The 12,604-nt window shown below is 57.7% G+C and carries 10 protein-coding genes; 3 read left to right on the forward strand and 7 right to left on the reverse strand.

The window, feature by feature from the left end:
* Nucleotides 1–2 precede the first annotated feature (2 nt).
* Both bioF and bioC read left to right on the forward strand, forming a co-directional pair.
* Nucleotides 3–1,196 carry an 8-amino-7-oxononanoate synthase gene (bioF, locus tag LC059_RS09840; RefSeq protein WP_226703676.1) on the forward strand — a complete coding sequence of 398 codons (1,194 nt, stop codon included), beginning with the start codon at nt 3–5 and terminating at the stop codon, nt 1,194–1,196.
* A complete protein-coding gene (bioC, locus tag LC059_RS09845) occupies nt 1,193–2,740 on the forward strand; it encodes a malonyl-ACP O-methyltransferase BioC (protein ID WP_226703677.1) in 1,548 nt (515 codons plus the stop codon). The genes bioF and bioC overlap by 4 nt, the downstream gene beginning before the upstream one ends.
* 16 nt (nt 2,741–2,756) lie before the next feature.
* On the opposite strand, the gene LC059_RS09850 is transcribed toward bioC, so the two are convergent.
* On the reverse strand, nt 2,757–3,599 hold the full coding sequence (locus tag LC059_RS09850) for a cyclase family protein (RefSeq protein ID WP_226703678.1): 843 nt from the start codon (nt 3,597–3,599) through the stop codon (nt 2,757–2,759).
* A gap of 68 nt (nt 3,600–3,667) precedes the next feature.
* On the opposite strand from LC059_RS09850, the gene LC059_RS09855 reads away from it, so the two are divergent.
* Nucleotides 3,668–4,786, forward strand: coding sequence for a winged helix-turn-helix domain-containing protein (locus LC059_RS09855; RefSeq protein ID WP_226703679.1), 1,119 nt, complete (start codon nt 3,668–3,670; stop codon nt 4,784–4,786).
* A gap of 51 nt (nt 4,787–4,837) precedes the next feature.
* Here the strand turns inward: LC059_RS09855 and LC059_RS09860 are convergent, their stop codons facing one another.
* From LC059_RS09860 to LC059_RS09885, 6 genes are all read right to left on the reverse strand, one after another.
* Nucleotides 4,838–5,509: a DUF6515 family protein gene (locus LC059_RS09860; RefSeq protein ID WP_226703680.1), complete on the reverse strand. Its 672-nt coding sequence runs from the start codon at nt 5,507–5,509 to the stop codon at nt 4,838–4,840.
* Between the two features lie 199 nt (nt 5,510–5,708).
* Nucleotides 5,709–6,581: an agmatinase gene (gene speB / locus LC059_RS09865; RefSeq protein WP_226703681.1), complete on the reverse strand. Its 873-nt coding sequence runs from the start codon at nt 6,579–6,581 to the stop codon at nt 5,709–5,711.
* Between the two features lie 401 nt (nt 6,582–6,982).
* Nucleotides 6,983–8,176 (reverse strand): carboxynorspermidine decarboxylase, encoded by a 1,194-nt coding sequence (gene nspC, locus LC059_RS09870; protein WP_226703682.1) that lies wholly within the window; start codon nt 8,174–8,176, stop codon nt 6,983–6,985.
* Between the two features lie 64 nt (nt 8,177–8,240).
* Nucleotides 8,241–9,434 carry a saccharopine dehydrogenase family protein gene (locus LC059_RS09875; RefSeq protein ID WP_226703683.1) on the reverse strand — a complete coding sequence of 398 codons (1,194 nt, stop codon included), beginning with the start codon at nt 9,432–9,434 and terminating at the stop codon, nt 8,241–8,243.
* Between the two features lie 111 nt (nt 9,435–9,545).
* The gene (speA, locus tag LC059_RS09880; RefSeq protein ID WP_226703684.1) at nt 9,546–11,468 is read right to left on the reverse strand and encodes a biosynthetic arginine decarboxylase; all 1,923 of its coding nucleotides are present in this window, start codon (nt 11,466–11,468) and stop codon (nt 9,546–9,548) included.
* Between the two features lie 335 nt (nt 11,469–11,803).
* Entirely contained in the window at nt 11,804–12,535 is a 732-nt protein-coding gene (locus tag LC059_RS09885; RefSeq protein ID WP_226703685.1) for a DUF6515 family protein, read from the reverse strand.
* Nucleotides 12,536–12,604 lie beyond the last annotated feature (69 nt).

The raw sequence follows: 12,604 nt of genomic DNA on the forward strand, positions 1-12,604 counted from the left end.
TTTTGTCCAGCCTGCAGGATTTTCTCACTACGCGTCTGACCGAGCGTCGGGCGCAGCAGTTGTATCGCGCGCACAAGCTTCTTGATGCCGCGCCCGGCCCGCTGGCGGTGGTGGACGGACGCGAGCTGGTTACCTTCAGCAGTAACGACTACCTCGGCCTCGCTACCCACCCGCAAGTGATCGCTGCACAACAGCGCGGTGCATTACTGGGTGCCGGTGCCACTGCCTCCCATCTGGTCAATGGTCACCTGCAAATCCACCAGCAGCTGCAGGAAAAAATTGCCGAGATAACCGGCCGCGAAGCCGCCCTGCTGTTCGGTAGTGGCTATATGGCCAACGTCGGTGCGATCAATGCACTGGTTGGCCGCGGTGATTTTGTGGTGCAGGACAAACTCAATCACGCCTCGCTGATTGACGGTGGGCGTATATCCGGCGCCCAGTTCCTGCGCTTTGCCCACAACGATCTGGAGGCGCTGGAAGCGCAGTTGCAGCGAGCCCGGAATAAAAGTGCCGGCAAGATTCTGTTGGCGGTGGACGGTGTGTACAGCATGGACGGCGACACCGCGCCACTCGCGCAAATCGCAGATTTGTGCGCGCGCTATGACACCTGGCTGATGGTCGATGAAGCCCACGGTTTTGGGGTAATGGGCAGCGAAGCATTGCCCAGTGCCGGCAGCGTTGCCGCCGCCGGGCTCGATCAGGATTCCGCGCCCATTGTGATGGGCACGTTGGGCAAGGCCGCTGGCAATGGCGGAGCCTTTATTGCCGGTTCCCAGGCGCTGATCGATTACCTTGCCCAGTTTGCCCGCACCTATATTTACACCACTGGCATGCCGCCGGCGGTAGCTGCTGGCTGCCTGCGCGCGCTGGAGCTGATGCAGGAGCAGCCCCTCCGGCAATCCCTGCAGCAGCGCATCCAATATTTTCGCAGCGCTGCCGCATCGCTCAACCTGCCACTGGAACAATCCACCAGCGCGATACAGCCGCTGGTTCTTGGTTGTGAAAAATCGGTGCTGGCGGTGAGTGAGAACTTGCAGCAGGCCGGCTATCTGGTGGGCGCTATCCGCCCGCCCACGGTCCCCGTCGGTACCGCGCGCCTGCGCATTACTTTGTCTGCCGCGCACACCGAATCGCAGATCGATGGCCTGCTGCATGCACTGGCCAGTGCGCTTAAATCCCGCGAGGTGGCGTTGTGAACCTGGCATTGATTCACGGCTGGGGCGGCGATGCCCGCTGCTGGCAGCCGCTGCTCGATGAGCTGGAAGACTTTGGCGGGCAGACCGTGAATATTGAGTTGCCGGGCTTTGGCGCCCAGGCGCAGGCCCCCTGGCCAGATACCGAGAGTTTGCTTACTAAACTGGACGCGCAACTGCCGGATGACTGCCTGCTGTTGGGCTGGTCCCTAGGTGGCATGCTTGCGACACGGCTGGCTGCAATCAGCAGCAAAGTCCGCGCACTGGTGACCATCGCCAGCAACGGCAGTTTCGTGACCCGCGAAGACTGGCCGGGTATGGAGAAAGACGTGTTTGCGGATTTCTGCCGAGCCCAGCGCGCAATGCCGGAAAAAAACTGGCAGCGGTTCTGCGGCCTGGAAGCCCGCGGTGATTCGGAAATGCGCAGTTTGCTGAAGACCCTGAAAACTTGGTCATCAGAATCGATACCGCAAAGCTGGGCCGACGCCCTGAACTGCCTCGGCGAACTGGATAATCGCGCGTTGCTAAAGAAGCTTGAGGTTCCCGCGCTGCATATTTTTGGTGACGGCGATGCCCTAGTGCCGGTGTCGGCTGCGCAGGTAATCAAAACTTTGCCCGGGCAGACAAAAGTAATTTCCCGGTCGGGCCACTGCCCTCACCTGAGCCGGCCCGCAGAAGTGGCGGAACTACTCAAAGAATTTATGCATTCGCTGAGTGCCGATGAGCATTCCGCGCCACTGGAAAAGTCGTCCGTAGCGCGCGCGTTTGGCCGCGCCGCGGAGACGTATGATGCCGCTGCCCACCTGCAGCGGGCCGTGTGCCGAGAATTGTTGAGCCGTGCGGATGAAGCCTGGTCACCAAAACGTATTCTCGATCTTGGCAGTGGCACCGGTTACGGCAGCGAGCTGCTGCGCAAGCGCTTTCCGGATGCAGAGATAATCGCCCTGGATATCGCCCCGCAGATGCTGCAATACGCCCGCAGCCATCGCCCGGTGTGCAGCGGCTATGTGGCCGCCGATGCAGAGCAGCTGCCGTTGGCGGATGGCTGCATTGACTTGGTATTTTCCAGCTTTGCCCTGCAGTGGTGTTACCGATTACCCGCGCTGTTTAAAGAAATTCGCCGCGTGCTGGCGCCCGCGGCCAACGCACTGATCTCGACCCTGGTACCGGGCACATTGTCGGAGCTGGAAGCCAGTTGGGCAGCGGTAGATGACGCCGTGCATGTGAACCGCTTCCTGCCCATGCAGGACTGGCAGGATGCGTGTGCGAGTAATCAGCTGGAATATGTGGTGAGTACAGAGCAGCGGGTGCTGCACTTCGATCGGGTCAATACCCTGATGCGCGAGCTGAAGAGCATCGGCGCGCACAATGTGAATCGCGCCGCCGGCAAGGGGCTTTTGAGTCGGCAAAAATTGCGCAAGCTTACCGCTGCCTATGAGCCGCTGCGTACCGACGCCGGCCTGCCCGCGACCTATCAGGTGCTGTATCTCAAGTTGTGCCATCGGCAGGTGGGCGCCGCTGCGCTCGATGCCGCTGTCTCTGGCTGATATCCCGACTGCGCGATTAGCGTGCCGGAATAAATGCGACCACGCGCGTAGGCCCGCCGCTGCCGCCGCGAATTTTCATCGGCAGCGCAATCAGGGTAAACCCCTTTTCAGGTAAGCGTTTCAGGTTTGCGACATTTTCCAGGGCCGGGATATTGCGTTTGAACAGCTCCCGGTGTGTTTTGAACAGCTTCGAAGCACCGTAGTCGATACTCGGCGTATCCAGTCCCACGGCCTTTATCCTGCGCTTTTCGGCAAGAAACACCGCCGCCTCCGGAGACAGTCCGGGAAAGCTCAACTTCGCCACCGCAGCTTCCCCGCGCTCCGCGGTACCCATATATTTTTCCGCGTCCGGCCAGAACTGAGCGCTGCCCGTATCGAACAGCACGATGCTACCTTGCGCAATCTTGCCGTGCTGATTTTCCCAGCGCTGGATGTCCTCGATGGTAATCAGGTAGTTGCGGTTAGCCTTGCTTTTCTGGCCGACCTGATCCGCCACGCGAATAACAATGCCGGGGCCGATCAGTTGCTCCACAGGAATTTTATCCACGCTGATGTGATCGCGGGCGAAGTGCACTGGTGCATCCACATGGGTACCACCGTGCTCTGCCCCCGCCACGTTGTAGGCGGAATAGAAATACCCCTTGTCGGTTTCCCCTTCAAACACGGTGCTTTTGGCGAATTTATCCGCCGTGGGCCAGTACAGGGTGTCATCGGCAAAATCGTGGGACAGGTCTATCCATTGCCCGTCCGGAAAGCTGCCTGCATAGGATGGTGTGGGCAGCCAGGCGAGCAACGCAAAAATTGCGAAGATTGGATATAAGTCTGACCCTGCTCGCAGAGTCCATGTACGGTAGCCCATAGCGATCTCCTTACTTTATTCTTTGCAATTTATTCGTGGTCGTCATTCAAATACGGAATTCACTGCTGTTGAAAGCCTATACCAAAGCTCCACCACTGCCAGAAGATCGCGCCCGTGCGCTGGTGATCGCGCGCCAGTATGTGCATCAGCCCTGGAGCGGGGATGTCGCCGGTCTGATTGCTCACTTGGGGGCTTTGCAGCTGGATGCTGTCCAGGTGATTACCCGTGCCCATCTGCACCAGTTACATGTGCGCCTGCCGAAGATGCGAGAGGCCAAACTGCTTTCGGCGCTGGAAAGCGCCGAGCGGCATCGGCAGGTTTTCGAATACTGGTCCCACGCCGCGGCTTACCTGCCGATGGATGACTATCGCTTTGCGAGAGTCCGTATGGACCGTATCCGCGAGGGGCAGAAGCACTGGTTTAGCAGGAACGCCAAGCTGTGCAACTTTGTCCTCGATCGTATCCGCGCCGAAGGGCCGTTAAAGGCGAGCGATTTTGTGCGCGCCAAAGGCGGCTGGTGGAGCTGGAGCGAGGAGAAGAAAGCGCTGGAACAACTGTTTCATGAGGGCGAACTGATGGTTAGCCACCGCGAGGGGTTCCAGAAGGTCTTCGACCTGCCAGAGCGTCTGTTGCCATCGAGCGTGGTGACAACGGCCGCAGGGAGCACCGAGTACGGGCAACATCTGGTGCGCCGTTTTATGCGCGCTCAGGGTTTTGGTCGCGCGGGCGAGATCGGCTACTTGCGCAAGCACGACAGGCCCCTGATTGCCTCAGCGATCGAGGCGATGCTGAAATCCGGCGAACTGGTCTACGTCGGTGATGAGCTGATGCTGGCGGAAGATCTTGAAGCTGCGCCGCCGGCGGTTCCCCGCAAGATGCGCCTGCTCTCACCATTTGACCCGCTGGTACTGCAGCGCAAACGCCTCAAGCGCCTGTTCGACTTCAACTATCAGCTGGAATGCTACGTGCCGGAGGCCAAGCGAAAGTATGGCTATTTCTGCTTGCCGATTCTCTATCGGGACGGGTTGACCGGGGTGGTGGATCTGAAGGCAGACCGGGAGGCGGGATTGCTCAGAGTCAAAAGCCTGCACTGGCGAGAGCGGCCGGGCAGTGGCCTGGAGGCCGGATTCAACAAGGCCCTCGGTGACTTCGCCCGTTATCACGGGTTGGTCGCCGAGGGCCTCTAAAAACTACTGCTTTGTTGCTACTGACGGTGGCTGCTGAACTTGTCGCTCAGGTCAGACCTGAACCACCACATACACCTCACGTCCGTCGCGCTGGCTGGGCATGAAGTAGTGACCACCGTAGCGGTAGTACTGGATTCCGTTGATCACTTCCGCGGTGTAGCCCACGGGCAGTTGATCCACTACCTGGCCCGGAGCATAGCTGGACTGGGTTGAGCCCACTGGGGGCCCAGCTACCGGAGCCGGTGCACTGGCTACCACCGTTGCCGGCGCCGGAACCACCACGTAGCGATTCATCTGTGGGCGCCACTGGTAGTAAGAGGGACCGTACTGGTAATAGGTTAAGCCGCCGATCTGGATGCGCACCGCGCTGTCGGGCAGGGTCAATACCGCCGCGCCCAGCGGAGCTTCAACCACCACGTAGCCGGAGGGCGCCGGGCGGTAGTAATAGCCACCATGGTAGTAATAGGGACTACCACCCACCGCCAGGTTCACGTAACCCGCGGGCAGAATGGGCACGGTGAAGCCAATGCCAATACGCGGCCCACGGAAGCGGGGGCCCCAGTAACCGTGGCGTCTCGGATGGTAGCGAGGGCCATAGGCTGGCAAATGGCCGTGGTGATGCCCCCGATGGCCTGAATGGGCATCCGCTGGTGCGGCAAACGCAAAGGACAGCAATGCCGCCAGCCCTACGCCGCACAGCAGATACTTGACCGTATTTCTCATGGATTCCCCCGCGAGCGAGTACTTACTATCTGTGTAAATAATAACCGTTTTTTGGGGTTGGTTCTAGCTGCCGCCCAGTACTTTAGCGTTAAGAATTGTCTTCTCGTCGCCAGGTTATCCACAGCCAGGCTGTAGGTAACCTGGCTATGGTGCGCCGGGCTGTGGGTAAATCCGGCGCCCTGTTTCACGGCGCAGAGAGCTAGCGCTGGTTGCGCTGAACGATCCCCATCAGCTTGTATAGCAGCTGCGCAGCGCCAAACTCGTAGGCGTGGAAGCCTTCAATGGGCGCAAACTCCAGCAGGTCGAAGCCGATGATCTCCCGCTGCTTGGCAACGGACTCGAACAGGTTAAGTGTCTGGTACCAGCCGAGACCGCCCGGTACCGGCGTTCCGGTCGATGGGAAGACCGATGGGTCCATGCCGTCGATGTCCAGGGTGAAGAAGACTTTACTGGGGAAATCGTCCGGCAGCTGGATCGACTGCACCTGATTGGGCACCAGCTGGTGGGCATCCATATAGCGCACGTTGTATTCCCGGCGCGCCTCCATTTCTTCCTCGCAGTAGGCACGGATGCCGAGCTGATAGAGCGGGACACCTGCCTCACACACCAGGCGCATGACACTGGCATGGCTGTGCCTTTGGCCTTCATAGCGGTCGCGCAGGTCGGCATGGGCATCGATCTGCACTACGCCGAAGTCGGTGAAGCCGGCATCCAGGTAGCCTTTGATGATGCCCCAGGTGACGGAGTGTTCACCGCCAATGCCCACCGGCATCTTACCGAGGGTAAGAATATCCCGGGTGGCGGTGGCGATATTCTCCATGACTTGTTCGGCAGAGCCAGTGACATCTACTGCGTCGTGGGTGTAAATGCCCAGGTCGCAGGGTGAGGAGAAATTGTCGAATGTCTCCAGCTGGTGCGACGCTTCTATGATGTACGCCGGTCCCTTGCCGGTACCGCCGCCGTAGGAAACGCTTTCCTCGTACGGAATCGGCAGTACGTGGAACAGAGCATCTTCTGGCTTGGGTTGCTCGATTTCGGAACCGAGAAAGATGTTGGGGTCTTCTGTGTGCATGGTAAGTCTCTAGTGCCGAGGTTTGGCTTTTGGTGCCTTATCTAACCTTAGGTGGCGGCAGAGCACCGGGTGCGGGTTTTCAGGACCGCTGTAGACCCATCCCTGGGAGCTGCGGCGCAAACTTCCTGTTTGCGACGCTCCTGAAAACCCGCACCCGGTACTCCGCCTTCTCAGTGAGTTCTGTGCTTTGTAGCCTTAAATTTCAGCCTGATTCGTATGACATACGAAGCCGCTGCGGTTGAATTTAAGGTGGAGTGCCGGGGGAAAGGTTTCAAAAGCGTCGGCGACAGGGACGTCGCCGACGCAGCGTACATGGATGTATTCACAGCGGTTTTGAAACCTTTCCCCCGGTGCTTCACCGCCACCGCAACTCGAACTGAGCGAGATGCGGTGTTGGAGGGTCAAGACAACCGTCCCTTGAAGTCCTCGTACCCAAACTCTTTGATCATCCGCAGCTCATCGGTATCGGAGTTCCACAAAGCAATAGATGGCAGAGGAATACCGTTGAATGTATTGGTTTTGACCATGGTGTAATAGGCCATCTCCTCAAACACAATTCGGTCGCCGATATGCAGAGGTTCGGCGAAGCTGTATTCACCGATCCTGTCGCCCGCCAGGCAGCTCTGTCCGCCCAGTTGGTAACTGTGGGGCAGCTCTTCCGGTAGCGAAGCGCCGGTAATGTCAGGGCGGTAGGGCATCTCGATGACGTCCGGCATATGGCAGGTGGCAGAGACATCTAGAATGGCCTGGTTTTTACCGTTCCAGGCCAGGTCTACCACTTCGCCAACCAGTACACCGCAGAACAATGCAACGGCTTCACCCGGTTCCAGATAAACCTGCACATCATGCTTTTCGGAAAACGCCTTGACCGCATTGATCAACTCTTCCACCTGGTAATCACAGCGGGTGATATGGTGGCCGCCGCCAAAATTGATCCACTGCATTTGCGGAATCAAATCGCCAAATTTCTCTTCCACGGCCTTGATTGTTCGCTCAAGGGGTTTGAAGTCCTGTTCGCACAAAGTGTGGAAGTGCAGGCCACTAATGCCGGTAAGGTCTTCGCCTTCAAACAGTGAGCGCACGATACCCAGGCGCGAACAGGGTGCACAGGGATCGTAGATCGGGGTGTGACCTTCCGAGTGTTCCGGATTGATGCGCAGGCCGAACTTTAATTCCGGACGTTTTTTCTGGACCTCCAGACAAAGGGACTTGTAACGCTTCCACTGTGAGAACGAATTGAAAATCACATGGTGCGCAAATTCGAGAATATCTTTCAGTTCCTGCTCTTTGTAACCGGCGCTAAAAACGTGTACCTCTTTGCCCTTGTCTTTACCGCCGTACTCTTCGAACCCAAGTCTGGCTTCGTTGATTCCGCTGGCACAGGTGCCGGAAAGATACTCGGCGACGATATGGCCGATGCTGAACATGGAAAATGCTTTCAGTGCGGCCAGTACCTTGGCACCGCTGCGCTTCTGCACGTCGGCCAGCACTTCGAGATTGTCGCGCAGGGCGATTTCGTCCACTACAAAACAGGGAGTGGGTACACGGCTTGGGTCGAATTCGCCAAAGTAGTCTTTGCGAGGCGTCAAATCCATAGAGTGTGTATCGCTTCTTTGTATTGCAAAAATCCCGGACCTTTTGATCCGGGATTAATGGATTTTAAACAAACGGCTTGTCCAGCCAGGTTTCCTGCCACGGCAGGCCGTATTTGTTCAGGTCGTCCATAAAGGGATCAGGGTCGAGCTGCTCCATGTTCCACACGCCGGGCTTCATCCACTTGCCTTCCATCATCATCTTGGCACCGATCATTGCCGGTACGCCGGTGGTGTAGGAAATCGCCTGGGACTGAACTTCTTTGTAGGCCTCCTGGTGATCGCAGATGTTGTAGACGTAGTAGATTTTCTCTTCCCCGTCCTTCACGCCCTTGATGATATTGCCGATACAGGTCTTGCCCTTGGTCAGCGGTCCGAGGCTCGCCGGATCCGGCAAAAGAGCCTTCAGGAACTGGATCGGAACAATCTCCTGGCCCTGGAATTCAATCGGTTCAATGCTGGTCATGCCCACGTTCTGCAGCACTTCCAGGTGCTTGAGGTAGCTTGCGCCGAAGGTCATCCAGAAGCGCGCGCGCTCGATTTCCGGGTAGTGCTTGGACAGGGATTCCAGCTCCTCGTGGTACAGCAGGTACAGGTCCTTTTCGCCGATGCCTTCCGGAAACTCGAAAACGCGCTTCTCTTCCATGGGCTTGGTGGTTACCCACTTGCCGTCTTCCCAGTAGCGACCATTCGCGGTGATCTCGCGAATGTTGATTTCCGGGTTGAAGTTGGTGGCAAACGGCAGTCCGTGATCGCCGGCGTTACAGTCCAGAATGTCCAGGGTCTTGATGCGGTCGAAGTGGTGCTTCTTGGCATAGGCGGTAAACACGCTGGTTACGCCCGGGTCAAAGCCACTGCCGAGCAATGCCATCAGGCCCGCTTTCTCAAATTTTTCCTGGTAGGCCCACTGCCATTTGTATTCGAACTTGGCCTCTTCCGGCGGCTCATAGTTCGCGGTATCCAGGTAGTGCACGCCGGTTTCCAGGCAGGCATCCATGATGTGCAGGTCCTGGTACGGCAGAGCCACGTTGATGACCATGTCCGGCTTGACCTTCTCGATCAGCGCGACCATCTCTTTTACGTTGTCCGCGTCCACTTCCGCCGTATCGATTTTACGCGGCAGCATAGCGGCGATCTTGTCGCACTTGGACTTGGTGCGGCTGGCGAGGGTGATGTTCTCAAAAACTTCCTCTACCTGAGCACATTTATGTGCAACCACCTGACCGACGCCACCGGCGCCTACTATCAGAACGTTGGCCATTTTTTTCTCCCTTTGGGGTTCTGTCAGGCTCTATGGAGCCTGGTAGGTAGTTATGTGGCGAGACTGTTGCCGCCACCGGGTCAGCGATAGGACATCCCGCTGGCCTAAAAATCATTTTTCGAAGTAGGTATACCCACTCATACTGGCAGTGTAAGTGTGCAAAATATCTTTACGCTGCTGCGCAGTAATACGCTTTTCTTTTACTGCACGCTCCGCCAGCTTGCGGAAACGCTCGAACAGGTCCTGCGGTGAGTACTCTACATAGCTCAGTACATCGGCAATGCTGTCACCGTGAATCTCACGGCTGTAATCCACGTGCCCTTCATCATCGATGCGCACGCTCACCACATTGGTGTCGCCAAATAAATTGTGCAGGTCACCCAGTGTTTCCTGATACGCGCCTACCAGGAAAGTTCCGAGAATATATTCTTCACCTTCCTTCAGTGAATGCAGCGGCAATGTCTTGCGCACATCCTGGCGGTCGATAAAGCGGTCGATCTTGCCGTCGCAGTCACAGGTAATATCCGCAATGATTGCCGAACGGGTCGGCGCTTCATCCAGGCGGTGTACCGGCACCAACGGGAACAGCTGATCGATGGCCCAGATATCTGGTAGCGACTGGAACACGCTCACGTTCGCATAATAGATATCGGATAACACCTCGGGCAGCGCCTGCAGGTCCACCGGCACCTGGTCTACTTCATCCAACAGTTTGCGAATACGCTGCGCACACTGCAAAAACAGGTTCTCCGCCAGCGCGCGATCCCGCAGGCTTACCTGGCCATGCAGATACAGCGCGCGAATCTCGTCGCGATAATAGAGACCGTCGTTGTAACTCTCCTGCAGGTTTCTCGCATTGACGCTCTGCAGTGCTTCCTGCAGGTTCTTCAGCATCGGGTGCGAATCCTCGCCGATGCGATCCTCTTCCAGCTCGATCGGCTCGAAGCTGGTGGTGTCCAGAATGTTGAACAGCAGCACGGAAGAATAGGCAACCGTGGCGCGGCCGGACTCGGTAATGATCACCGGGTGCTCCACGCCCTCGCTGTCCAGGGTGCCCATGATGGCTTCCACCACGTCCACGCAGTACTCATCCAGGGAGTAGTTCTTGGAGTGGGTGTAGTTGGTTTTGGAGCCGTCGTAGTCCACCGCCAGGCCGCCACCCAGATCCAGGTATCCCATGGCCGCGCCTTCCTCCACCAGGTCCGCATAGTAGCGGCAGGCTTCCAGTACGCCGGTGCGGATATCGCGGATGTTCGGCACCTGCGAGCCCAGGTGGTAGTGCAGCAGTTTCAGGCAGTGCAGCATGTCGTGGTCGCGGAGTTTGTCCACCATCGCGATCAGGTCGTTACTGCCAAGGCCGAAGATACTGCGGTCGCCACTGGTAGCGTTCCAGTAGCCGCCCACCTTGCTCGCGAGCTTCACGCGCACGCCGATGTTGGGCTCCACTTTTTCACGCTGGGCGCAGCGGATGATGGTGTCCACCTCAGACGGCGTTTCCACCACGAAGAATATTTGCACGCCAAGGCGCTGGGCCTGCAGGCCCAGGTTGATGAACTCTTCGTCCTTGTAACCATTGCACACGATCAGCGCATCGGTGTTGTCGAGGATTGACAGCGCCGCAATCAATTCCGCCTTGCTGCCGGCTTCCAGGCCGTGGCCGAACTGGCGGCCGGCGCGGGCGATCTCTTCGATCACCTGGCACTGCTGGTTCACCTTGATCGGGAAAACGCCGCGGAACACATTGTTGTAACCGCTGCTCTCGATGGCACTGCGGAACGAGTTATTGATGCGGGCAATCTGGGCGTCCAGCAGGTTTTCAAAACGTACCAGCAATGGCATACCGAGACCGCGCTCGGTGGCGCCGTGCGCGATGTCCAGTAGCGATACGGCGTGCAGATCCCCGGCGTCGTTTTTCACTTCAACCGTGATCTCACCGGACTGGTTCAAATTGAAATAGCCGGCACCCCAGTTACGGATGCCGTAGAGCTCAGCGGAGTCTTCGCAGGTCCAGTTTTCGATCTGTTGTTGTTTCATGGCGCCTTTTTAAGTTGGGAGATCCTTGGGTGTTCTGAAAGTATGTGCCCGAAAGAGTTCCGGGGTCCGTTTGGGGCGCGAATCTTGGGGCCAGAGTGTGCGTAAAGCAATAACTATAGAAAAGAAATTTTGCCTTTTTTTAAAGGTTAAAATTAAATTTTCATTCGGTTTTTCTAGTTCGTTTCGTTATGTGGAATTAGGCGACACTTGTTTTCCAGTCGTGCAGCTGACGGCAGGGCATAAAAAAGGCGACTCAAGGAGTCGCCAGGGATAATAACCGAACTTTCGTTCGATTTTTGGGATTGGAGAGGTATGCGGTTCGCATCCGCAGGGCTTCAGTAGAAGCCGGGGTTGGCAACCACCAGATAGCCGTTGCGGTGGTGGTCCCAGCGGTAATAAGTATCGTAGGCAACGTAATAGCTAAGCCCATTGAAGCTCACGCTCACTGCGGTGCCGGGAAGCGCGCGTACGAAAGCTCCGACCGGTGCCTCGGCAACCACATAACCAGCGCCGTAGGGGCGGTAGAAAATCCCGTCACTGAAGTAGTAACCCAGGCCACCAAAGGTCAAGCTGATAAAGGTTGAGGGCAGGCGCTTCCAGCGATAGCCATAACCATAGTGGGCCGGGCGCCAGCGATGCTTGTGCGGGCGATAGTGCGGACGGTAAGGCTTGTAGTGGCCGCCGTGTTTATGGCCGTGTCCATGCTTGTCTCCACGGCCATGTCCGTGCCCATGCTTCTTGTGGTGGCGGTTCTTGTCGTAACGCTCGTCGTATCCCACGTACTTCAGGTATCTGTGATCATCCTTGCGGTGATGTTTTCTGTCCTGATTGCCCTGGTGGTTCTCGTGGCGGTATTCGCGACGTTGCTCGCGCTTGCGCTCATTGCGGCGGTCTTCGCGGACATGCTCACGACGCTTCTCGCGTCGGTGCTCCTCGCGGCGCCGGTCCTCGATATCCCGTATCTTGATGTGATCCTTCCGGTGGTGACGGTCATCCCGGTCCGCGAGTGCCGGCCCGGTGACCAGCAGCACACTGGCGGCGGCAATGGCAGTGATCAGTCGTTTCATAGTCGCTCTCCACAGCCGCTGGTGCGGCTTGTCGGTGCCCATATTGCGCGGGCTTTCTGTGAATATGGG

Source organism: Microbulbifer elongatus, assembly GCF_020524885.1.
Taxonomy (GTDB): domain Bacteria; phylum Pseudomonadota; class Gammaproteobacteria; order Pseudomonadales; family Cellvibrionaceae; genus Microbulbifer; species Microbulbifer elongatus_A.

What these genes read in the sequence shown, in the direction of transcription:
- LC059_RS09850 (WP_226703678.1), bottom strand. Translation starts at nt 3,599, where the DNA reads ATGGGCTACCGTACATGGACTCTGCGAGCAGGGTCAGACTTATATCCA.
- LC059_RS09860 (WP_226703680.1), bottom strand. Translation starts at nt 5,509, where the DNA reads ATGAGAAATACGGTCAAGTATCTGCTGTGCGGCGTAGGGCTGGCGGCA.
- speB (WP_226703681.1), bottom strand. Translation starts at nt 6,581, where the DNA reads ATGCACACAGAAGACCCCAACATCTTTCTCGGTTCCGAAATCGAGCAA.
- nspC (WP_226703682.1), bottom strand. Translation starts at nt 8,176, where the DNA reads ATGGATTTGACGCCTCGCAAAGACTACTTTGGCGAATTCGACCCAAGC.
- LC059_RS09875 (WP_226703683.1), bottom strand. Translation starts at nt 9,434, where the DNA reads ATGGCCAACGTTCTGATAGTAGGCGCCGGTGGCGTCGGTCAGGTGGTT.
- speA (WP_226703684.1), bottom strand. Translation starts at nt 11,468, where the DNA reads ATGAAACAACAACAGATCGAAAACTGGACCTGCGAAGACTCCGCTGAG.
- LC059_RS09885 (WP_226703685.1), bottom strand. Translation starts at nt 12,535, where the DNA reads ATGAAACGACTGATCACTGCCATTGCCGCCGCCAGTGTGCTGCTGGTC.